Below are 21,055 nucleotides of genomic sequence, written 5' to 3' on the forward strand. Positions count from 1 at the left end.
GTCAGCGGGTCTTGTGCAGGATGTCCGCGTGGCGCGACCGCGTGATGGGGTAGGCCACCAGCAGCGGAACGGCCAGCACCAGGCACAGCGCCGGCAGCACGCCGGTCATCAGGGTGATGCCCTGCAGCGCGCTGGCCGACTGCGCCACGTTGGGCACGTAGCCCGTCACGTCCAGCATGCCGGCCACCATCACCGTGGCCAGCGTGCGTGCCAGCTTGTCCATCAGGCCGTACAGGCCGTAGTACATGCCCGTCTTGCGCTCGCCGACCTGCATGTGGCCGTGGTCGATGGTGTCGGGAACCATGGCGAAGGGCACGATCCAGTGCGCGCCCATGCCGATGCCGATGACGACCAGGATGCCCATGACCAGGCGCTGGTCGCCCGGCCCCACCCAGTACAGCGCCACCAGGCCGCCCGCGCACAGCACCAGGCCCAGGACGTACGCCCAGTTCTTTTCCCAGCGGTCGACCACGACCTTCCACACGAACAGCGACAGGCCCACCACGCCGAGCAGCGTGCCCATGTAGCGCGGCAGGTCGCCCTTGTCGCCCTGCAGCTGGTAGATCACGAAGTACGCGAGCGAGGCCTGCACCAGCGTGAGGCCCAGGCGCACCAGGGTCGCAGCGCTCATCAGCAGCAGGAAAGGGCGGTTGCGCAGCGTGGTGCGCAGGGTCTCGCGCACGCTGTCCCACATGGGTTGGCGGTCGCAGGCGTCGGCGGCGGGCTCGGCGCCGCGCTGGGGCTCGCGCACGCGCCAGGCCACCACGGCCACGGCCGCGCCGGCGATCAGGCCGAAGCACGAGCCCGCGAGTGCATAGCCGGTGCGGGCGTCGGGCGCGGCCCGCACCAGCACCGGCATGAACACGCTGCCCGCGAAGAAGCCCAGCAGCGCACCCATGGAGGCATGGGCCGTGAGGCTGGTGCGCTCGTCGTAGTCGGTGGTCATGTTCGCGGCCATCGCCTGGTAGGGCAGCTGCACCAGCGTCATGAGCGTGTCGAACACGGTGTACGTGATGGCGATCCACAGGAACGCGGCCACCGGCGACAGGCCCGGCGGCACCATCCACACCGCGGCTGCCGCAATGCCCAGCGGGAGGGCTCCGTAGACGAGGTAGACGCGGTGACGGCCCCAGCGCGAGCGCGTGCGGTCGGTCACCCAGCCGAACAGCGGGTCGTTGACGGTGTCCCACACCTTGCCCACCAGCAGCGCCGCGCCTGCCACGGCCGGCGCGACCAGGGCCACGTCGGTGTAGAAGATCATGAGCATGAAATTCATCGCCGCGATCAGCATCTGCAGGCCGACGTTGCCGACCGCGTAGCTGAGCTTGGTGCCGAGGGTCAGGGGCGATGGCGTGGTGCTGCCCGGCGCGTGGCTGTGGTGCATCACGGTGCCACCGCCGGGACGGACGAAGGCACCGCGGCGGGCGTGGGCGCACTGGAGGCTGCGGCGCGCGGCGGCGCGGCTTCGAGCATCAGCCGCACTTCGCGGCGCAGCATCTTGTTCAGGAAGCTGCGCGGAATCTCCTCGACGATGCGCACATCGTCCGGCTGCAGGTGGGCGGGCAGCTGCCCGGCCAGGTACTGCGCGATCTCGCCTTCGAGCGTGCGCCAGTCGTGCTCCTTGCGCCAGCTCTGGCGCAGGCTCAGCACCAGCACAGCCTGCGCACCATGCTGCACCAGGCAGGCTTCCTTGACCGAGGGGTGGGTGTGCGCCACCTCTTCCACTTCGCGCGGGTTCAGCAGCTGCCCATCGCGCGAGACGCGGTCGGCGCTGCGCCCCAGCACGTGCAGGTAGCCTGCCGTGTCGAAATAGCCCAGGTCGCCCATCACCACCCAGCCGTCGCGCAGGGTCTCGCCGGTCTTTTCGGGGTCGAGCCAGTAGCCGTCGAAGCGCACGGGCGTCAGCACGGTGATCAGGCCCATCTCGCCCTGCGGCAGCGGCGTGAAGTCGTCGCCGCGGATGACCACCTGCACGCCGGGCATGACCCGGCCCACGGTGGAGAGCACCTCCAGGCCGAGCGGGTTGCCCTGGGCATCCACGTGTTCGTGCGGCAGCAGCCAGGTGATGGGCGGCAGGGCCTCCAGGCAGCCGTAGCCCTGCTGGAAGATCGGCCCGAAGCGGCGGATGGCCTCGGCGATCTTGGGCGCGGGCATCATCTCCGAACCATAGGGCACGTGGGTCAGCGACGACAGGTCGTACTGGTCCAGCGTGGGCTCGTCCAGCAGGTCGATGATGGCCGAGGGCGAGAGGAAGGCGCGCGACACGCGGTGCTTCTGGATCAGCCCCGCGAGCGTGCTGGCGCGGAAGTCCTCGGGCATCACCAGCGCCGCGCCCGAGAGCAGCGTGGGCAGCACCAGGCCCGAGCCCGGCCCGGTGAGCGGCAGGCCCAGCATGTTCACGTCGGGGCCGTGGGCGGGTGGCCTGAAGTCGATGGCGCGCGAGATCAGGCGCACGCTGTCCAGGTACTTGCGGTTGCTGTAGCCGATGGACTTGGGCAGGCCCGTGGTGCCCGAGGTCATGTGCAGCGCGAACACGTCGTCCTCGTGCACCTCGGCGGTGCCCGCGGTGGGGGTGGCCTGCGCCAGCGCCAGTTCGTACTCATCCCCCAGCGCCAGCAGGCGCAGGCCGGGCAGCTGCTCGCGCACGGCCTGCAGGATGGGAGCGCTCAGCAGCGGGTCGTGGATGAACACCGTGGGCTTGACGCGGCCCATGGTGGTGAGCGCCGCATCGGCCGGCAGGTGCTTGTGGAAGCTCGCGAAGATGGTGCCGTTCTCGAACGTGGCCAGGCGGGTTTCGTACTGCTCGCCGGTCTCGGGCAGCCAGGTGAACACGACGTCGCCCTTCTTCACGCCCTGCGCCTGCATCCAGGCCCGCAGGCGCAACACGCGCTCGTGCAGCTGCGCATAGGTGAGCGTGCCGCGCCGGTCGATGAGCGCGGGCTTGTGGGGGTGCAGGCGGTACGCCAGGCGGGCGACGGCGCGGGCGGTGCGCAAGCGGTTCAGGAGAAAGCGCGCCACCAGGCTGCGCAGGGAAGGTAAGGCCACCGGAAGTCTCCCAGGAGGGGCGTGAAAGCAAGGTCAAGGAAGTTTTTCACGCGCACCCGTGGCAAAAGATGACCATTTGTACGTGCGCGTATCTTCTTGTTTCTGCTTCGGCTGTGCGGTCGCTTTGGCTCCGTGAACGGCGGTGCGCGCCGCGTGCCCGTCGCCGTGGCGCAACAAGCAGGTCGGCGCACCGTGCGCAGACAAAGAAAAAACCGCCAGGCCGGATCACGGCGTGGCGGTTTTTTGGCAAGGCCCGTCCCGGTAAGGGCGTGGCCAGGATGGCGGACTAGAAAGTGCCCCTGCGCAATCAGGCGGCGCCTTCACGCCAGGCCACCGGCGTGTCCCCTCGGGGGAAGCGGCGCAGCCGCTGCGGGCGCTTACGGATACAGGCCGCGCATTTCGCGGGCGTGCAGGATGCGCTGGCAGGCCACGATGAAGGTGGCGGTGCGCAGGCTCACCTTGTGCTCTTGCGCCACTTGCCAGATGCCCGCGAAGGCCTCTTGCATGATGCGCACCAGGCGGGCGTTGATCTCGTCCTCGCTCCAGAAGAAGCTGGAGAAGTCCTGCACCCATTCAAAGTAGCTCACCGTCACGCCGCCGGCGTTGGCGATCACATCGGGCAGCACCAGCACGCCCTTGTCGTGCAGGATGTCGTCGGCCTCGGTGGTCGTGGGGCCGTTGGCGCCTTCGATCACGAGCCTGGCCTTGATCTGGCCTGCGTTGTCCTTGGTGATCTGGCCTTCCAGGGCGGCGGGGATCAGGATCTCGCAATCCACGCCCCAGAACTCCTCGGGCTGCATCACATCGGCGCCGGCGAAGCCGCCCACGCCACCCCGGGTCTTCACGTGCGCCAGCAGCGCGGGCACGTCCAGGCCCTTGCCGTTGAAGATGGTGCCGGTGTGGTCCTGCACGGCCACCACCTTGGCGCCCGCTTCGGCAAACAGCTTGGCCGCGATGCCGCCCACATTGCCAAAGCCCTGCACGGCCACGCGGGCGCCGTCGAGCGCCAGGCCGGTGAGCTTGGCGGCTTCCACGCCCACGGTGAACACGCCGCGGCCAGTGGCTTCCACACGGCCGAGCGAGCCGCCCAGGTCCACGGGCTTGCCGGTCACCACGCCGGTGGCGGTGGCGCCCACGTTCATGGAATACGTGTCCATCATCCAGGCCATGATCTGGCCGTTGGTGTTCACGTCGGGGGCGGGGATGTCCTTGGAGGGGCCGATCAGCAGGCCGATCTCGCTGGTGTAGCGGCGCGTCAGGCGCTCCAGCTCACCCATCGACAGCTTCTTGGGGTCCACGCGGATACCGCCCTTGGCACCGCCGTAGGGCACGTTCACGGCGGCGTTCTTGACCGACATCCAGGCCGACAGGGCCATCACTTCGGACAGTGTCACGTCCTGGTGGAAACGCACGCCGCCCTTGCCGGGGCCCCGGCTCAGGTTGTGCTGCACGCGGTAGCCCTCGTAGTGGGCGATGGTGCCGTTGTCCAGCTCGATCGGCACGTCCACGATCAGGATGCGCTTGGGGCGCTTGAGCGTTTCCACCCAGCGCGCCAGGCTGCCCAGGTAAGGGGTGACGCGGTCTACCTGCTGCAGGTAGTTGCCCCAGGGGCCGAGGTGGTCGGCCTGCAGGTACGAGGGCAGGGTGTGGACTGCGCCTGCGGGGTTGGAGGCTGGGGCGCCCGTGGATGAAGACATGGTGAATTCCTTGTGGGATCAGTTCAAGCCGCGAAGCTTATGCCTGCCGCCGCACGCTGTCTAAGGCCGTAGTGTTTGTGTGTTATGCATTTGTTGCATAACCACGCAAACGACCGCCCCATGCGGCACTGCACCATGGGCCGCGCCGGGCGCGGGCACCGGGCGGCCGCCCGCCACGCCGGTCATTCCACCGTGAAATGGGTCAGCGCCGGGTCGCCCGTCGGGTAGCGCAGGTCCAGGTTCTGCAGCACCTCGCGCAGCACGGTGGCGATCATCAGGTTGCGGTGGGTCTTGGAATTGGCGGGCACGATGGTCCACGGTGCCCAGGGCGTGTGGGTGGCGGCCAGCAGGGCGTCGTAGGCGCGCTGGTACTCCGCCCATTGCTTGCGCACCTCGATGTCGCCCATGCTGAACTTCCAGTGCTTGGCCGGATCGTCCAGGCGCTCCTGCAGGCGCTGTCGCTGCTCCTCGGGGCTGATGTGCAGCAGGAACTTGAGCACGATGGTGCCCGTTTCGCCGAGCATGCGCTCGAAGTCGTTGATGTGGGCCAGGCGCTGCTGGTGCTGTTCGGGCGTGATCCAGCCGTTGACCACGGGCACCAGCACGTCCTCGTAGTGGCTGCGGTTGAACACCGTGATGTCGCCGGCCTGTGGCACCTGCTGGTGGATGCGCCAGAGGTAGTCGCGGGCGCGCTCGGCCTCGGTCGGCGCCTTCCAGCCCACGGCATGCACGCCCAGGGCGCTCATGCGGCCGAACACGCCCCGGATCGTCCCGTCCTTGCCCGAGGTGTCGGTGCCCTGGAGCACCACGAGCAGCTTGTAGCGTTTGTCGGCATAGAACAGGTTCTGCAGCACATCGAGTTCCTCGGCCAGCGCCTCGACGGCGGCCTTGTCCCGGGCTTTCTCGCCCTGCGAAAACGGCTTGGCGCCCGGGTCGTAGTCCTGCAGCGACACGCCGCGTGGCGGCTTGCCCCGGCTGCTGCCCTTGCCCTCGCCATCGGCGGGCTTGCCGGGTTGCCATTGCGACCAGAGCTCGGCGGCCTTGTTGCGGGACTTGGGAATCAGGGGTGACGGCATGGGGTTCCAGGGGCGGTGCGTTGGTGTGAAAGAGGTTAGCTCACAAGTGGCCTGCGTGGGCCGGCGGTTGCTGCCACTGGTCGTGCCGGCCGTCGATGCGCACGATGGCCAGCCGCGAGAGGTCTTCGTCCGTCAGCCCGTCGATGCAGCCCACGTTGACGCCGTACATCTCGCCCATCGGCGTCTCGGTGCCGTGGCCGAACACGCGCACGCCGCAGTGCCTGCAGAAGTAGTGCAGGTTCTTGCGCGTGTTGAACTGGTAGCGCGTGAGCTCGTCCTGCCCGCGCACGATGTGGAACTGGCCCGGCAGCGCCACGGCTGCCCAGAAGCGCGTGCGCCGGCAGATGGAGCAGTTGCAGCGGAAGGTGGGCTGGCTCAGGTCCAGGCCCGCTTGCACATGGACGGCGCCGCAATGGCAGGTGGCGGTGTAGGTCTGGGGCATGGGCGGGTCCTCGGAACGTGTGGCGATCTTGCAGGGCGAGGGCGGATGATCGCAAAAGCGCGGCTGCGGGGCTACCCCGCCAGCCTTCTGCCGGGGTTCTTTCTTCAACCGCGCCCGTGCGCCATGCGGTAGGCCAGCGGCGTCTGCCCCGTGGCCTGGCGAAAGGCCCGGTGCAGGCCGGCTTCGCTGGCAAAACCCAGGTCTTCGGCGATGCGCTTCAAGGGCCGTGGCGTGTCGCACAGCGCCTCGCTCACCTGGCGCAGCTTGATGCGGCGCATCCAGTGCGCCGCCGGCAGCCCCGTGTGGGCCTGCACCCGGCGCGCCAGCGTGCGGGGCGACACGCCCAGCGCGTCCGCCAGCGCGGGCAGCCGCAGCTCTGCGGCGGGGCTGCGCTGCACCCAGAGCATGGCGCGGCGCAGTTCGGCGTCGGCCGTGGCCATGAGGTCGTGCCCCGCGAACGCCGGGTGGGTGGCGCGCGGGCGCGGCAGCATCAGCAGCGCCTGCAGGTCCGCCAGGGCCTCGGGCGCGATCCGCGCGCCCAGGGCGTGCAGCATCAGCGGCAGGTGGCCGTTGGCACCGGCCGCCGTGGTGGCGGCGCCGTCCTGCACCAGGGGTTCGTCGAAGCGCCAGCGCACGGCGCCGAACTGTTGCTCCAGCGCGGCGCGCAGCCACCAGGTGGCCGTGGCGCCACGCCCGCGCAGGCGGCCGCTGGCTGCGGCCAGCAGCACACCGGCGCAGTAGCTCCACACCTGCGTGCGGCGGGGCAGGGCGGCCAGGGCGCGCACCACCGGGGCCAGCTGCTGCAGTTGCGCGGCCAGGCCGTTCGTGGACGAAAGCCACAGGCCGGGGACCAGCACCGCATCCACATCGGCCCCGGCCAGGGCGGCGGTGGGCGCCAGCGCCGGCCCCTGCCACGTGGGCACGGGCTGCAGGTCGGCGCCCACCCACTGCGTCTGCACCACGGGCCGCTGCACCCGCAGGCCGGCCGCGCGGGCCATGTCGGCGGCAGCGAACAGGCCCGCCGGCATGCAGCCGGGGTACAGCAGCAGGCCCAGGCGCAGCGGGGCGGCGGGCGGCGGCACGGAGCGACGCGGGAGGGATGGCTCGACGGGTGTTGCCATGGGGGAAAAAAGTGGTTGCCCGGAAATGGCAAGAAGTTGTCCGATCAGGCCATTCTCGCGCAGGCCGCGGCATCCCACAATCGGCCATCGACCCACCCCCCGGCCCTGTTGGAGACCCCCATGCACATCACCCATCTGCGCAATGCCACCGTCCTGCTGGAATTCTCATCGGAAGGCCGCCCCGTGGGCCTGCTGGTGGACCCGATGCTCGCCCCGCGCGGCGCCCTGCCTGCGCTGCGCTACCTGGGCCAGGGGCGCGAGCGCAATCCCATCGTCGACCTGCCGCCGGGCACGGACGCGGCGCTGGAGCGCGTGACGCACGCCCTCATCACGCACTGCCAGCGCGGCCACTTCGACCACCTGGACCGCGCGGGCAAGCGTTTTCTGCGAGAGCGGCAGATTCCGGTGGTCTGCATGCCGCGCGACGCGGGCTACCTGGCGCAACGGGGCCTGGCGGCGTGGCCGCTGTCCGGCCCGCAGCGCCAGCCGTTCGCGCTGGGCGGCCATGTCACGCCGATCGCCTGCGTGCACGGCCGGGGCTGGATCGGCCGGTTCATGGAGCACGGCCATGGCTACCTGCTGGAGCTGCCGGGCGAGCCCCGCGTGTACCTGGCGGGCGACACGCTGCTGACCCCCGCCGTGCGCGACTGCCTGGCGCGACTGAAGCCGGATGTGGCGGTGCTGCCCGCTGGGGGCGCGCGCTTCGACATCGGCGCGGAAATCCTCATGGACGCCGCCGACATGGCCGAGGCCGCCGCGCTGACGCCCGGCACCCTGGTGGTCAACCACCTGCAGGCCCTGGACCACTGCCCCACCACCCGCGCGGCAGTGCGTGCGCTGGCCGAGCAGGGCGGCTGGGCGCACCGCCTGTGGGTGCCCGAGGACGGCGAGGCGCGGCGGTTCCGGCGCACGACTGGCGGCATGGATGCTATTGAAATAATAGCTAATTGCGCATGATGGTCAGGCGCTGGAGCCCTTCTTGAGGGTGCAGTCGCCGGGGGCCGAGCGCACCCCCGTGCTCTCCCGCATCAGCGCCACGAAGCGCGCCGCGCCCAGGCCCAGCGGGCGCTCCTTGGACCACACCACGTCCACCCACAGCGCGGTGCCGTTGCTCAGGTTCTCGAAGGGCATTTCCACCAGGCGGCCGGCCTCGATGCGTGGCTGCACCAGCGCGCGGGGCTGCCAGCCCCAGCCCAGGCCCGCTTCGATCAGCCCCAGCGCGGCCAGGTGGTTGTCGGTGCGCCAGTGGTGCCGGGCAAACACAAAGCGGGGATCGGTCTGCGCCAGGTCGCGGCTGGCCACGACGATCTGGCGCGTGGTGGTCAGGTGCTCCTCGCGCAGCATGGCGCGCCCGGGGTCTTCGCCCCGCGCCTTCGCCGACGCCCGTGCGCCCTCCAGCACCGGATGCTCGGGGGCGATCACGGCGACCAGCGTCTCGGTGCCCACCTCCTGGAAACCCTCGCGCCCGTCGATGCTGGGGCGCTCGAACACCAGCGCCAGCTGGGCGCGGCCGCCGTGCAGCAGCTCCAGCGCATCCACCTGCGGCGCGGCCAGCACCTCGACCTGGAGCAGCGGGTACTCCTGCGCCAGCGCGGCCAGGGGCCCGGTCCAGCGCGCAGCGAGCAGCTCGGGGGCGATGGCCAGCGTCAGCCGCTCCTCCAGCCCCTGGGTCAGCGCGAGCGCCTGGGCGTTGAGCTGCTGCAGCTGGCCCGCCAGCAGCCGGGCCTGGGGCTCCAGCGCACGCGCTGCCGCGGTGGGCCGGGGCTCGCGCCCGCTGCGGTCGAAAAGCTGCACGTCCAGCTCGGCCTCCAGATGGGCCATCGTCATGCTCACCGCCGAGGGCACCCGCGAGAGCGCGCGTGCCGCCGCCGAGAACGAGCCGTGGTCCAGCGCGGCCAGAAAGACCTGCACGCTGTCGGAACTGAAGGCCATGGTGGTTCCTGATCTATCAATAAAACTGAAACAAGCTGACTTTATATGTCAGATTGTTGAATATAAAGTCCGGCCCATGGACAAGAAACCTACTCTTTTTGGTCTGCAGGGCCTCAAGCGCCGCCTGATCTATGTGACCTTGTACGAACTGATCGCCATCGTGGCGGCGACGGCGGGGCTGGCCCTGCTGACGGGTCAGGGCGCGGGCCATTCGAGCGTGGTGGCCGTGGCGGCCTCGGTGATTGCCATCCTCTGGAACATCATCTTCAACTGGGCCTTCGAGCGCTGGGAAGCACGCCAGCCCGTGCGCGGCCGCAGCGTGGCGCGGCGCGTGGCGCATGCCATCGGTTTCGAGGGCGGACTGGTCTTCACGCTGGTGCCGCTGTTCGCGTGGTGGTTCGGCATCAGCCTGTGGCACGCGTTCGTGATGGACCTGGGGCTGATCGTGTTCTTCCTGTGCTACACCTTTGTCTTCAACTGGGTGTTCGACCATCTGTTCGGCCTGCCGGCCTCGGCCATGGAGCCCGTGGCTGCCTGAGGTTGCAAGGAATTTCGCTATTAAATTAATAGCTATTGGCGCTTGATGGATAAGCGCCAAAGGTCAATTTGACCTCAACTGACCTGATGGGTGCCTGCCTCGGATCAGCCGGTCGCCCGGGCCCGTCGAAGGGCCGCTCGCAAGGAGCGCCCTGGCGTCGACAGGCTCCGCCCGGACGAATGGGGGCAGGCGTGGCCCATCCGGAAAATCCGGACTCAGACCTGCAGCAACTGCCCCGCAATGGCCGCGGCGGCGGTGCGTGTTTCCACCCCCAGCTTTTCAAAAATGTGCTCCAGGTGCTTGTTCACCGTGCGCGGGCTCATGCCCAGGATGTCGGCGATGTCGCGGTTGGTCTTGCCCTTGCTCAGCCAGGACAGCACCTCGGTCTCGCGCGGGGTCAGCGCCACCTGCTGCAGGTGGCGCGGCGCGGCGGCCTCGGGCTGCGCGTGGCTGAGCAGCAGCATGGATTCGGCCAGGCCGCTGGCGCCCATGTGCCGGGCCAGCAGCTGCCGGCCATCGGCCAGGGGCAGGGTTTGCGCGCCCTCCCGGCGCGCCTGCACCAGCCAGGCGGCCGCGCGTTCGGCCGGTGCCTCTTCACGGGCGAAAGCTGTCTCCAGCCAGCGCGTGGCCTGCGGTGAGCGCCAGGCCACGCGGCCCTGGCCGTCGAGCACCACCACGCCGAGCCCGGCCACGTCCACCGCCTCGCGCGCCAGCCGCGTGGCCTGGGCGTTGCGCACATGCGTGGCCAGCCGGGCCAGCACCTCGGGGATACGCAGGGGCTTGACCACGTAGTCCACGCCGCCGCTGGCAAAGCCCTGCAGGATCTGTTCGGTGTCCGACAAGCCCGTCATGAACACCACGGGCACATGCGACCAGGGCGGGGTGGCCTTGAGCTGGCGGCACAGCGCAAAGCCGTCCATGCCGGGCATCACCGCGTCCAGCAGCACGCCGTCGGGCACGGTGAGGTCAAAGCGCTGCAAGGCTTCTTCGGCATCGCGCGCGGCCAGCACGGCGTAGCCTTCGGCGGCCAGTGCATCGCACAGCATGCGCAGGGTGTCGAGCGCGTCGTCCACCACCAGGATCACGCGCTGGCTGATCTGCGGGGCGGCGTCGGGTTGGTCGTTCATGGGGTTCCCTCTTCGGGCTCGCGCAGGTGGTGTGCCAGGGTTTCGAAGTCAAAGCGGTCGGCGCTGGCCTGCAGCAGCGCCAGCGTGGCGGCGTGGCCCGGCAGGTCGCCGCGTGCGCGCCGCAGCCGCTCGCGCAGCGCGGCGGCCTGGCCGGATCGCGCCAGCCGGGTGAGGTCTTCGCGCAGCTCTTCGGGCAGGGTGGCCAGGGTGTCGTCCGGGTTGGCGGGGCCTGCGGCGGGATCCGGGCCGGGCGCCAGCGGGGTGTTGTCGCGCACCCATTCCAGCTGCAGCGCGTGCTCCAGCGCCTGCAGCAGTTCGGATTCGATCACGGGCTTGCCCACGAAGCCTTGGCACTGCTGGGCGGCCAGGCGCGTCGCTTCATGTTCAAACAGGTTGGCCGATACGAACACGACGGGCAGCTCGGCCGCGGGGCGCAGCGCGCGCAGCAGGGCAGCGGTCTGCCAGCCGTCCAGGTCGTCCATGGTGATATCGAGCAGCACCAGGTCGGGCGGTGTCTGGCGCACGATCTCCAGGCATTCGCGGCCGCTGGCGGCCTCGCGCACATCAAAGCCCAGGGGCACCAGCAGGCCGGCCAGCAGCTGGCGCTGCAGGGGCTGGTCGTCCACCACCAGCAGCGTGCGCCGGGGTGCCAGGTAGCCGATCACCGGGCGCAGCGTGGCGCGGCTGGGCGGGGTCCAGGCCGGGTCCACCGCAATGCCGGGCAGGTACAGCCGCACGGTGAAGGTGCTGCCCTGGCCCGGGGTGCTGGTCAGTGTGAGCTGGCCACCCATCAGCTCGGCAAGCAGGTGCGTGATGGTCAGCCCCAGGCCCGTGCCCGCCTCGCTGGCCCGGCGCCCCGCGCTGCCGCGTTCAAACGGCACAAAGATGCGCTCCAGGTCTTGCGGCTCGATGCCGATGCCGGTGTCGATCACTTCAATGCGCGAGACATGCTGGCGAAAGTCCATGCGCAGCCGCACCTCGCCGCGCTCGGTAAACCGCACCGCGTTGGACAGCAGGTTGATGAGGATCTGCCGCAGGCGCTTGGCGTCGGCCCGAATCCAGCCGGGCATGGTGCCCAGTGTCTCCACCACAAAGTGCAGGCCCTTGGCCTCGGCCTGCGGGCGCAGCATGGCTTCGATGTTCTCGATCAGGTCGGGCAGCGGCAGCGGGGCCATGTCCAGCCGCAGGCGCCCGGCCTCGATGCGCGCCAGCTCCAGCGACCCGTCAATGAGCGCATGCATGTGCTGGCCGCTGTGCTGCATGGTGGACAGCGTCTCGCGCATCCAGCCTTCGGTGTGCGGGTTCTTGAGCAGGATCTGCGTGTAGCCCAGGATGCTGTTGAGGGGGGAACGCAGCTCGTGCGTCATGCCCGCCACGTAGCGTGTCTTGGCCTGGTTGGCCGACTCGGCCTGGTCCTTGGCGGCCTGCAGTTCGGCGTCGGTGCGCTTGTGGGCCTCGATCTCCTGCAGCAGCAGCTGCGTCTGCCGCTCTGATTCATCTTGCGCCATGCGCCGGCTGTCAGTGCTCAGCACCACCCACCACGCGCACACGGCCGCCAGCAGCGCCAGCAACGCAAACACCTTGAGGAACGGCATCCGCAGCACCTGCTCGGGCGCAGGGGTTTGCAGGCTCTCTTGCACATACACCACGCCCACCAGAAACGCCATCACCGCGCACAGCGACACCACGACCATCAGGTACTGTCCGAGGCGAAAGTTCACCTTGATGGCCCAGCGCTGCGGCAGCAGGGCCATCACCACGCCGCGCAACTGGTCGGCCGCGCGCGAGCCGGTCTTGCAACGGTCGTGGCAGCGCGACTCCAGCGAGCAGCACAGCGAACAAATGGGCGCGGCATAGGCCGGGCAGCGCGCCATGTCTTCGGACTCGAACTGGTTCTCGCACACGGCGCAGCGCACGATCTCGCCGGGGCGCCACTCGTTGCCCGGCGCGCGCGCCAGGTAGTAGCGGCCCTGCGTCAGCCAGGCCAGCAGCGGCGCCAGCGCCATCGACAGCACCAGCGCGATGAAGGGCGAAAACGCGGCCGCCTCTTCGCCCAGCAGCCCCGCATAGGCGCCGCAGGCCACCGTGGCCGCCAGCACCATGGCGCCCAGCCCCACGGGGTTGAAGTCGTACAGGTGCGCGCGCCGAAACTCGATGCCCTTGGGGGAGAGCCCGAGCGGCTTGTTGATGACGAGGTCGGCCACCAGCGCGCCCACCCAGGCGATGGCCACGTTGCTGTACACGGCCAGCACCTTCTCCAGCGCTCCAAACACCCCGAGCGTCATCAGCAGCGTGGCAATCAACACGTTGAACACCAACCACACCACACGCCCCGGGTGGCTGCGGGTGACGCGCGCGAAAAAGTTGGACCATGCCAGCGAGCCCGCATACGCGTTGGTGAGGTTGATCTTGATCTGCGACACCACCACGAACACCACCGTCACCGCCACGGCCAGCCCTGGCAGGCCCAGCGCCTGCGTGACCTGGTGAAAGCCTGCGAGGAACATCTGCGTGGGCTCGGCGGCGCGCTGGGCGCCCACCTCGAACTGCAGCGCGGCAAACGCCAGAAAGGCCCCGCCCGCCATCTTGAGCATGCCCATGACGATCCATCCGGGGCCTGCCACCAGCACGGCGCCCCACCAGCGCAGGCGGTTGGCGCACGTGCGCTCGGGCAGAAAGCGCAGAAAGTCCACCTGCTCGCCAATCTGCACCACCAGCGAAAAGATCACCGCAGCCGCTGCACCAAACATGAGCGGGTCGAACTGGCTGCTGCCGCTCTTGAGGCCCGAAAGCCCCGCAAAGTCGCGGTACAGCTGCGGCTGGGCCAGTGCAATCCACACAAAGGGCAGCAGCAGCAGGAACAGCCACAGCGGCTGCGTCCACGCCTGCAGGCGCGATATGAGGGTGATGCCGCGCATGGCCAGCGGCAGGACCACCAGCGACGACGCGATGTAGCACCACTCCAGCGGCCAGTCCACCACCATCTGCAGCGCCAGCGCCATGATGGCCGCCTCCAGCGCAAAGAAGATGAAGGTGAACACCGCATAGATCAGCGACGTGATGGTGGAGCCCAGGTAGCCAAAGCCCGCGCCGCGCGTGAGCAGGTCCATGTCCAGGCCGTAGCGCGCGGCGTAGTAGGCAATGGGCAGGCCCGTCAGAAAGATCAGGAGGCCCACGGTGAGGATCGCCCACATGGCGTTGCTGAAGCCGTAGTTCAGCGCAATCGCACCACCAATGGCCTCCAGCGCCAGGAACGACAGCGACCCAAATGCGGTGTTCGCCACGCGGAATTCGCTCCAGCGCCGAAAGCTCTTGGGCGTGTAGCGCAGCGCGTAGTCCTCCATGGTCTCGTCGGCCACCCACGCGTTGTATTCGCGCCGGAACCGGAAGATGGTCTGCGGCGCGCTCTGGGCGTTGGGTGGGAGCGGTGGGGCCATGCGCAGGCTTCAAGCAAGAAGCGTTCTAGGCGTGCACCGCGTTGGGGCGCTGCACGGGTGCGCGGGGCCATGCGCAGGGTGCGCACCGGGGTGCGTAGGCAGCCCTACGTTAATTGACGTATGGGCGCATGCAAGGGTTGTCCCTAACCTTCATTCCACAGCGCAAACAACAACCCGCTTTCGTCCCGTCCCTTCCTTCATTCATTCACACCGATCCCGCAAGGAGCGCCTTCATGAGCCACCCCTCCGACCCCCGCTTCAGTGACTCCGTCCAGGCCGAACCCGGCCGCCGTCGCATCCTGCAGGCGCTGGGCGCCGCGTCGGTAGCGGGCCTGCCCGCCTGGTCTTTTGGCCAGCCCACGGCGCAGGTCAACACCACCAAGCTGGCCATCACCGACACCGAAGTCACCGTGGGCCAGTTGCACTCGGCCACCGGCACCATGGCGATTTCCGAAACGGGCTCCATCCAGGCCGAGCAGCTGGCCATTGACCAGATCAACGCCATGGGCGGTGTGCTGGGCCGCAAGATCAAGGTGATCAAGGAAGACGGCGCCTCCGACTGGCCCACGTTTGCCGAGAAGTCCAAGAAGCTGCTCATCAACGACCGCTGCGCCGCCGTGTTTGGCTGCTGGACCAGTGCCTCGCGCAAGGCCGTGCTGCCGGTGTTCGAAAAGGAAAACGGCCTGCTCTACTACCCCACGTTCTATGAAGGCCTGGAGCAGTCCAAGAATGTGATCTACACCGGCCAGGAAGCCACGCAGCAGATCCTGTACAGCCTGGAATGGGCCAAGACCGAGAAGAAGGCCAAGAGCTTCTTCCTGATTGGCTCCGACTACATCTGGCCCCGCACCTCCATGAAGATTGCGCGCAAGCACATCGAGAACTTCCAGAAGGGCAAGGTCGTGGGCGAGGAGTACTACCCGCTGGGCAGCACCAACTTCGGCTCGCTCATGAACAAGATCAAGGTGCAAAAGCCCGACTGCCTGTTTGTGGCGGTGGTGGGTGGCTCCAACGTGGCGTTCTACAAGGCGCTCAAGGCCGCGGGCATCACGGGTGACAAGCAGCTGCTCGTCACGCTGTCGGTCACCGAGGACGAAATGACCGGGGTGGGCGGCGAGAACTTCGCGGGCTTCTATTCGTCGATGAAGTACTTCCAGTCGCTCGACAACGAAAACAACAAGAAGTTTGTGACCGCCTTCAAGGCCAAGTACGGCAAGGAGGCCGTGATTGGCGACGTGACCCAGGCGGGTTACCTGGGCCCCTGGCTGTGGAAGGCGGCGGTCGAAAAAGCCAAGAGCTTTGACGTGGACAAGGTGGTGGCCGCATCGCCCGGCATTGAACTGACCACCGCGCCGGAGGGCTATGTGAAGGTGGACGCCAACCACCACCTGTGGAGCAAGTCGCGCATCGCCATGGGAATGCCGGACGCGTCGTTCAAGGTGGTGTCCGAGTCGCCCGCGCTGATCAAGCCCGATCCATTTCCCAAAGGTTATCAATAAACACCCCCTGAGGCGCTTCGCGCCTTCCCCCTCTCTTGCTGCGCGGGAGGGGGACGACACCCTCGGTGCGGGGCGGCCCTTCCTCGGTGTCCCTCGCAAGAGGCCGCCCCATGGCACCGCTGTTCGTTTTCCAACGCTGCCCACGCAGGAGCTGCAACATGACCTTTTCCGAAATGATGAACATCGGCCTCATGCAGGGCTTTGCGGGCCTGAGTCTGTTTGCCGTGCTGCTGCTCATGGGGCTGGGCCTGGCCATCATCTTTGGGCAGATGGGCGTGATCAACATGGCCCATGGCGAGTTCATGACCATTGGCGCCTACACCATCTACCTGGGCTCCACCCTGGCGGCCAACCATGCGCCGCAGATGATTCCGTATTACTTTCCGCTGGCGATCGTGGCGGCGTTCGGATTTGCGTTTGCGGCGGGCTGGCTGGTGGAATGGGGGCTGATCCGCCACCTGTACAAGCGCCCGCTCGACACGCTGCTGGCCACCTGGGGCATCAGCCTGGCCCTGCAGCAATCGTTTCGCACCTTCATCGGCCCCAAGGAGGTCAGCCCGACCTTGCCCGACTGGCTGCTGGGCTCCTGGGCGCCCGCCGAGGGGCTGGACATCCCGATCAATGGCCTGTTCGTGCTGGCGCTGACGGCGGTGGTCACGGGCGGCGTGCTGCTCGCCCTGCACCGAAGCCGCTGGGGCCTGCGGGTGCGCGCCACGGTGAGCAACCGCGTCATGGCCAACGCCATTGGCATCGACACCCAGAAGACCGACCGCCTCACGTTCGCCATCGGCTGCGGCATTGCCGGCGTGGCGGGCGCAGCGTTCACCACCATCGGCTCCACCGGCCCCACATCGGGCTCGCTCTACATCGTGGACGCCTTCCTGGTGGTGACGTTTGGCGGCGCCGCCAGCCTGCTGGGCACCGTGGTGTCGGCCTTCGGCATTGCGCAGACGCAGTCCATCACCGAGTTCTTCATGGCGGGCTCCATGGCCAAGATGATCACGCTGTCGCTGATCGTGCTGATCCTGATGGTGCGGCCGCAGGGTTTGTTCGCCTCCAAAGTTCGCCGATGAAATTCGCTCAACTGTCCATTTCCTTCGAGCCCACCGGAGTCTCCGCATGAACGCCCTCAAAGCCTGGATCCTGCGCTACCAGCTCGCCAGCCTGGTACTGCTCACCGTGCTGCTGGCCGTGGTGCTGCCGCTGGCACTCGACATCTTTCGGCTGAACCTGGTGGGCAAGTACCTCACCTATGCGTTCGTCGCCATCGGCCTCGTGATGGTGTGGGGCTACGGCGGCGTGCTCAGCCTGGGGCAGGGCGTGTTCTTTGGCCTGGGGGGCTATGCCATGGCCATGTTCCTCAAGCTCGAGGCGTCGGACCCCATCAGCACCAAGATCCAGTCCACGCCCGGCATCCCGGACTTCATGGACTGGAACCAGATCACCGAGCTGCCCAGCTTCTGGATTCCCTTCAAGAGCCTGCCGTTTGCGCTGGCAGCGGTCATCGTGGTGCCCACGGTGCTGGCCTGGGTCATCAGCTTCGCGATGTTCAAGCGCCGCGTGGGCGGCGTGTACTTTGCCATCATCACGCAGGCCGTGGCGCTGATCCTGACCGTGCTCATCATCGGCCAGCAGGGCTACACCGGGGGCGTGAACGGCATGACGGACCTCAAGACCCTGTGGGGCTGGGACACGCGCACCGACAGCGCCAAGTACATCCTGTATTACGTGTGCGTGGCGCTGCTCATCGGCTCCATCGTCCTGTGCCGCTGGATACAGACCGGCAAGGTGGGCACGCTGCTGCTGGCCATGCGCGACAAGGAAGACCGCGTGCGCTTTTCGGGCTACGACGTGGCCAATTTCAAGGTCTTCACCTTCTGCTTGGCCGCCGCGCTGTCGGGCATCGGGGGCGCCATGTTCTCGCTGCAGGTGGGCTTCATGTCGCCCAGCTTCGTGGGCATCGTTCCGTCCATCGAGATGGTGATCTACGCCGCCGTGGGCGGGCGCATGAGCCTGGTGGGTGCCGTGTATGGCACCTTGCTGGTGAACGCGGGCAAGACGTATTTCTCGGAGAGCTTTCCCGAGTTGTGGCTGTTCCTCATGGCCGGGCTTTTCATCGGCGTGACCATGGCCTTCCCCATGGGCCTGGCGGGCCTGTGGGAGAGCCATGTGGTGCCCTGGTGGAAGGGCCGCCGCGAAGCGTTGCGCCAGGCGTCCGCCCAAGGCCGGGCACCCGCAGTCCGCCCACCCGCCGATGCTGGGCCAGCGGCGGCATCGTCGCCCGTACCGTCTGCCACGCTGCCTGATGGCGTGAGCCGCCAGGGCGTCTGAAACCACCGGAGCACTCCTCATGAGCAACACCGACTTCGCGCTGGCCATTGAAGACCTGACCGTGTCGTTCGACGGCTTCAAGGCCATCGACGACCTCACGCTGTACATCGACAAGAACGAGCTGCGCGTGATCATCGGCCCCAACGGCGCGGGCAAGACCACGCTGCTGGATCTGATCTGCGGCAAGACCCGCGCAACCGGCGGCAGCATCAAGTTCAAGAACGAAGAACTCACCCGCATGGCCGAGCACAAGCGCGTGCGGCTGGGCATCGGGCGCAAGTTCCAGACCCCCTCCATCTACGAGAACCTGTCGGTCTTCCAGAACCTGGAGGTGTCCTACCCCGCGGGCCGCTCGGTGCTGGGCGCGCTGGCGTTCAAGTGCACCGACGAAGTCAAGGCGCGTGTGCAGGTGGTGGCCGAGGACATCGGCCTGGGGGACAAGCTCGACACCGAGGCGGGCCTGCTCAGCCACGGGCAAAAGCAGTGGCTGGAGATCGGCATGCTGCTGATGCAGGAGCCCGAGCTGCTGATGCTGGACGAGCCCATCGCTGGCATGAGCGCCCGCGAGCGTGAGCTGACGGCCGAGCTGCTGCAGCGCATCTGCAAGAACCGCGCGGTGATCGTCATTGAGCACGACATGGAGTTCGTCAAGCGCATTGCCCACAAGGTCACCGTGATGCACCAGGGAAAGATCCTGGCCGAAGGCCCCATGGAGAAGGTGCAGGCGAACCCCAAGGTCATCGACGTGTACCTCGGTCATTGACCTCGCCACCCGCCCACCGAACCCCCACAGGAGCGCAGCATGCTGGAAGTCAAGGATCTGTTTGTGGCCTACGGCCAGAGCGAGGCGCTGCACGGCATCTCGTTTGACGGCCGTGCCAACGAGACCGTGGCCATCATGGGCCGCAATGGCATGGGCAAAACCACGCTGTTCAAGAGCCTCATGGGCGTGATGCCCGTCAAGAGCGGCCAGATCACCGTGGCAGGCCAGGACGTGACCAAAGACGAGAGCTTTCGCCGCGTGGCCAAGGGCATTGCCTATGTGCCGCAAGGCCGCATGATCTTCCCAACCCTCACGGTGCAAGAGAACATCGAGACCGGGCTGGAAAACTCCAAGACGCGACAGATTCCCGAAGACATCTACGCGCTGTTCCCCGTGCTGTGGGACATGCGCCGCCGCAAGGGCGGCAACCTGTCGGGCGGGCAGCAGCAGCAGCTGGCCATTGCCCGCGCGCTGGTCACCGACCCCAAGGTGCTGCTGCTCGACGAGCCCACCGAGGGCATCCAGCCCTCGATCATCAAGGACATCGCCAAGGCGCTCAACGAGATCCGCAAGCTGCGCCAGATCACCATCGTGGTGAGCGAGCAGGTGCTGTCATTCGCCATGGACGTGGCCGACCGGCTGTTCGTCATCGAAGGCGGCCGTCTGGTGCATGAGACGGCACGCGCTGACACCGACCAGCAGCGCATCAAAGCCTATCTGTCTGTTTGACGAAGTTCGCAGCTGCGCCAGCGCAACGTCCTGCCTTCAACCCCTTTCATCACCCACCCCTTCCAAGGAGCACGCCATGGCTGAAACCCTGATCAAGGTCGATCTGAGCAAGTCGCCCACCGAGAACGAGAACATCCACAACCGCTGGCATCCCGACATCCCCATGGCCTGCTGGGTCAACCCCGGCGATGAGTTCGTGCTGGAGACGTTCGACTGGACCGGCGGTTTCATCAAGAACAATGACAGCGCCGACGACGTGCGCGACATCGACCTGACCACGGTGCACTACCTCAGCGGCCCCGTGGGCGTGAAGGGCGCCGAGCCGGGCGACCTGCTGGTGGTGGACCTGCTGGACATTGGCGCCAAGCAGGACAGCCTGTGGGGCTTCAACGGTTTCTTCAGCAAGAAAAATGGCGGCGGTTTTCTGACCGAGCACTTTCCCCAGGCGCAAAAGTCCATCTGGGACTTTCATGGGATGTTCACCAGCTCGCGCCATGTGCCGGGTGTGAAGTACGCCGGCCTCATCCACCCCGGCCTGATCGGCTGCCTGCCCGACCGCAAGATGCTGGAGCAGTGGAACGCCCGTGAGCAGACCCTGATCGACTCGGACCCCACGGCCGGGCTGGCCAACCCACCCTCGGCGGGCACCGCGCACATGGGTCGCCTGACTGGAGAGGCCAAGGCCAAGGCGGCTGCCGAAGGCGCCCGCACGGTGCCACCGCGCGAGCATGGGGGCAACTGCGACATCAAGGACTTGTCGCGCGGCGCCAAGGTGTTCTTCCCGGTGTATGTGGACGGTGCCGGGCTGTCGGTGGGCGACCTGCACTTCAGTCAGGGCGATGGCGAAATCACCTTCTGCGGCGCCATCGAGATGGCGGGCTGGGTGCACATGAAGGTCACGCTCATCAAGGGCGGCATGGCCAAGTACGGCATCAAGAACCCCATCTTCAAGCCCAGCCCCATCACGCCCACCTACAACGACTACCTGATCTTTGAAGGCATCAGCGTGGACGAAAGCGGCAAGCAGTACTACCTGGATGTGAACGTGGCCTACCGCCAGGCCTGCCTGAACGCCATCGAGTACTTGAAGAAGTTCGGCTACTCGGGCGCGCAGGCCTATTCCATTCTGGGCACCGCGCCTGTGCAGGGCCACATCAGCGGCGTGGTGGATGTGCCCAACGCCTGCGCCACGCTGTGGCTGCCCACGCAGATCTTTGACTTTGACATCAACCCCAGCGCCGCAGGGCCGGTCCAGCACCTGGATGGCTCGGTGGCCATGCCGCTGTCGCCCGATCTGGCCTGACCCACGGGGCGCCTT

At 67.7% G+C, this 21,055-nt stretch carries 17 protein-coding genes; 8 read left to right on the forward strand and 9 right to left on the reverse strand.

The window, feature by feature from the left end; all coding sequences use genetic code 11:
* Nucleotide 1 precedes the first annotated feature (1 nt).
* The 6 genes from AC1RCS_RS00375 to AC1RCS_RS00400 all read right to left on the reverse strand — a co-directional run bounded on the left by AC1RCS_RS00375 (nucleotide 2) and on the right by AC1RCS_RS00400 (nucleotide 7,381).
* Complete coding sequence (locus AC1RCS_RS00375) at nucleotides 2-1,384, reverse strand: MFS transporter (RefSeq protein WP_492244782.1); 1,383 nt, start codon at nucleotides 1,382-1,384, stop codon at nucleotides 2-4.
* Complete coding sequence (locus AC1RCS_RS00380; RefSeq protein ID WP_492244781.1) at nucleotides 1,384-3,045, reverse strand: class I adenylate-forming enzyme family protein; 1,662 nt, start codon at nucleotides 3,043-3,045, stop codon at nucleotides 1,384-1,386. Before AC1RCS_RS00380 ends, AC1RCS_RS00375 begins: the two co-directional genes overlap by 1 nt.
* A gap of 377 nt (nucleotides 3,046-3,422) precedes the next feature.
* On the reverse strand, nucleotides 3,423-4,742 hold the full coding sequence (locus tag AC1RCS_RS00385; RefSeq protein WP_218296543.1) for a Glu/Leu/Phe/Val family dehydrogenase: 1,320 nt from the start codon (nucleotides 4,740-4,742) through the stop codon (nucleotides 3,423-3,425).
* Between the two features lie 182 nt (nucleotides 4,743-4,924).
* Complete coding sequence (locus tag AC1RCS_RS00390) at nucleotides 4,925-5,818, reverse strand: PPK2 family polyphosphate kinase (protein ID WP_492244780.1); 894 nt, start codon at nucleotides 5,816-5,818, stop codon at nucleotides 4,925-4,927.
* Nucleotides 5,819-5,858: 40 nt separating this feature from the next.
* On the reverse strand, nucleotides 5,859-6,260 hold the full coding sequence (locus AC1RCS_RS00395; RefSeq protein WP_218296545.1) for a GFA family protein: 402 nt from the start codon (nucleotides 6,258-6,260) through the stop codon (nucleotides 5,859-5,861).
* Nucleotides 6,261-6,364: 104 nt separating this feature from the next.
* The gene (locus AC1RCS_RS00400) at nucleotides 6,365-7,381 is read right to left on the reverse strand and encodes a helix-turn-helix domain-containing protein (protein ID WP_492244779.1); all 1,017 of its coding nucleotides are present in this window, start codon (nucleotides 7,379-7,381) and stop codon (nucleotides 6,365-6,367) included.
* 120 nt (nucleotides 7,382-7,501) lie between these two features.
* On the opposite strand from AC1RCS_RS00400, the gene AC1RCS_RS00405 reads away from it, so the two are divergent.
* Complete coding sequence (locus AC1RCS_RS00405) at nucleotides 7,502-8,338, forward strand: MBL fold metallo-hydrolase (protein ID WP_492244778.1); 837 nt, start codon at nucleotides 7,502-7,504, stop codon at nucleotides 8,336-8,338.
* Between the two features lie 3 nt (nucleotides 8,339-8,341).
* Here AC1RCS_RS00405 and AC1RCS_RS00410 read toward each other — a convergent pair whose 3' ends face one another.
* Nucleotides 8,342-9,313, reverse strand: a complete 972-nt coding sequence (locus AC1RCS_RS00410; protein ID WP_492244777.1) for a LysR family transcriptional regulator — start codon at nucleotides 9,311-9,313, stop codon at nucleotides 8,342-8,344.
* 76 nt (nucleotides 9,314-9,389) lie between these two features.
* Here AC1RCS_RS00410 and AC1RCS_RS00415 point away from each other — a divergent pair, with 76 nt between their 5' ends.
* Nucleotides 9,390-9,851 (forward strand): PACE efflux transporter, encoded by a 462-nt coding sequence (locus AC1RCS_RS00415; RefSeq protein WP_218296549.1) that lies wholly within the window; start codon nucleotides 9,390-9,392, stop codon nucleotides 9,849-9,851.
* A 215-nt stretch (nucleotides 9,852-10,066) separates the two neighbouring features.
* On the opposite strand, the gene AC1RCS_RS00420 is transcribed toward AC1RCS_RS00415, so the two are convergent.
* Nucleotides 10,067-10,978 (reverse strand): response regulator transcription factor, encoded by a 912-nt coding sequence (locus tag AC1RCS_RS00420; RefSeq protein WP_218339195.1) that lies wholly within the window; start codon nucleotides 10,976-10,978, stop codon nucleotides 10,067-10,069.
* The gene (locus tag AC1RCS_RS00425; protein ID WP_492244776.1) at nucleotides 10,975-14,415 is read right to left on the reverse strand and encodes a hybrid sensor histidine kinase/response regulator; all 3,441 of its coding nucleotides are present in this window, start codon (nucleotides 14,413-14,415) and stop codon (nucleotides 10,975-10,977) included. The genes AC1RCS_RS00420 and AC1RCS_RS00425 overlap by 4 nt, the downstream gene beginning before the upstream one ends.
* A 233-nt stretch (nucleotides 14,416-14,648) precedes the next feature.
* Here AC1RCS_RS00425 and urtA point away from each other — a divergent pair, with 233 nt between their 5' ends.
* From urtA to fmdA, 6 genes are all read left to right on the forward strand, one after another.
* The gene (gene urtA, locus AC1RCS_RS00430) at nucleotides 14,649-15,914 is read left to right on the forward strand and encodes an urea ABC transporter substrate-binding protein (RefSeq protein ID WP_218296552.1); all 1,266 of its coding nucleotides are present in this window, start codon (nucleotides 14,649-14,651) and stop codon (nucleotides 15,912-15,914) included.
* A 158-nt stretch (nucleotides 15,915-16,072) separates the two neighbouring features.
* A complete protein-coding gene (gene urtB / locus AC1RCS_RS00435) occupies nucleotides 16,073-16,987 on the forward strand; it encodes an urea ABC transporter permease subunit UrtB (protein WP_218296553.1) in 915 nt (304 codons plus the stop codon).
* Nucleotides 16,988-17,033: 46 nt separating this feature from the next.
* A complete protein-coding gene (urtC, locus tag AC1RCS_RS00440) occupies nucleotides 17,034-18,245 on the forward strand; it encodes an urea ABC transporter permease subunit UrtC (RefSeq protein ID WP_369641064.1) in 1,212 nt (403 codons plus the stop codon).
* Between the two features lie 19 nt (nucleotides 18,246-18,264).
* Nucleotides 18,265-19,008 carry an urea ABC transporter ATP-binding protein UrtD gene (urtD, locus tag AC1RCS_RS00445; protein ID WP_369641065.1) on the forward strand — a complete coding sequence of 248 codons (744 nt, stop codon included), beginning with the start codon at nucleotides 18,265-18,267 and terminating at the stop codon, nucleotides 19,006-19,008.
* 39 nt (nucleotides 19,009-19,047) lie between these two features.
* The gene (urtE, locus tag AC1RCS_RS00450) at nucleotides 19,048-19,737 is read left to right on the forward strand and encodes an urea ABC transporter ATP-binding subunit UrtE (protein ID WP_218296555.1); all 690 of its coding nucleotides are present in this window, start codon (nucleotides 19,048-19,050) and stop codon (nucleotides 19,735-19,737) included.
* Between the two features lie 76 nt (nucleotides 19,738-19,813).
* The gene (gene fmdA / locus AC1RCS_RS00455) at nucleotides 19,814-21,040 is read left to right on the forward strand and encodes a formamidase (RefSeq protein ID WP_218339192.1); all 1,227 of its coding nucleotides are present in this window, start codon (nucleotides 19,814-19,816) and stop codon (nucleotides 21,038-21,040) included.
* The last annotated feature ends 15 nt before the right edge of the window (nucleotides 21,041-21,055 follow it).

It is taken from the genome of Acidovorax sp. GW823-FHT01C06, assembly GCF_058798375.1.

Bases quoted from the DNA above. Each gene is read 5' to 3' on its own strand.
- AC1RCS_RS00385 (WP_218296543.1), bottom strand. From the start codon at position 4,742: ATGTCTTCATCCACGGGCGCCCCAGCCTCCAACCCCGCAGGCGCAGTC.
- urtE (WP_218296555.1), top strand. From the start codon at position 19,048: ATGCTGGAAGTCAAGGATCTGTTTGTGGCCTACGGCCAGAGCGAGGCG.
- fmdA (WP_218339192.1), top strand. From the start codon at position 19,814: ATGGCTGAAACCCTGATCAAGGTCGATCTGAGCAAGTCGCCCACCGAG.
- AC1RCS_RS00415 (WP_218296549.1), top strand. From the start codon at position 9,390: ATGGACAAGAAACCTACTCTTTTTGGTCTGCAGGGCCTCAAGCGCCGC.
- AC1RCS_RS00395 (WP_218296545.1), bottom strand. From the start codon at position 6,260: ATGCCCCAGACCTACACCGCCACCTGCCATTGCGGCGCCGTCCATGTG.
- urtA (WP_218296552.1), top strand. From the start codon at position 14,649: ATGAGCCACCCCTCCGACCCCCGCTTCAGTGACTCCGTCCAGGCCGAA.
- urtD (WP_369641065.1), top strand. From the start codon at position 18,265: ATGAGCAACACCGACTTCGCGCTGGCCATTGAAGACCTGACCGTGTCG.
- AC1RCS_RS00420 (WP_218339195.1), bottom strand. From the start codon at position 10,978: ATGAACGACCAACCCGACGCCGCCCCGCAGATCAGCCAGCGCGTGATC.
- urtC (WP_369641064.1), top strand. From the start codon at position 17,034: ATGAACGCCCTCAAAGCCTGGATCCTGCGCTACCAGCTCGCCAGCCTG.
- AC1RCS_RS00405 (WP_492244778.1), top strand. From the start codon at position 7,502: ATGCACATCACCCATCTGCGCAATGCCACCGTCCTGCTGGAATTCTCA.
- AC1RCS_RS00375 (WP_492244782.1), bottom strand. From the start codon at position 1,384: ATGCACCACAGCCACGCGCCGGGCAGCACCACGCCATCGCCCCTGACC.
- AC1RCS_RS00390 (WP_492244780.1), bottom strand. From the start codon at position 5,818: ATGCCGTCACCCCTGATTCCCAAGTCCCGCAACAAGGCCGCCGAGCTC.
- AC1RCS_RS00425 (WP_492244776.1), bottom strand. From the start codon at position 14,415: ATGGCCCCACCGCTCCCACCCAACGCCCAGAGCGCGCCGCAGACCATC.
- AC1RCS_RS00410 (WP_492244777.1), bottom strand. From the start codon at position 9,313: ATGGCCTTCAGTTCCGACAGCGTGCAGGTCTTTCTGGCCGCGCTGGAC.
- urtB (WP_218296553.1), top strand. From the start codon at position 16,073: ATGACCTTTTCCGAAATGATGAACATCGGCCTCATGCAGGGCTTTGCG.
- AC1RCS_RS00400 (WP_492244779.1), bottom strand. From the start codon at position 7,381: ATGGCAACACCCGTCGAGCCATCCCTCCCGCGTCGCTCCGTGCCGCCG.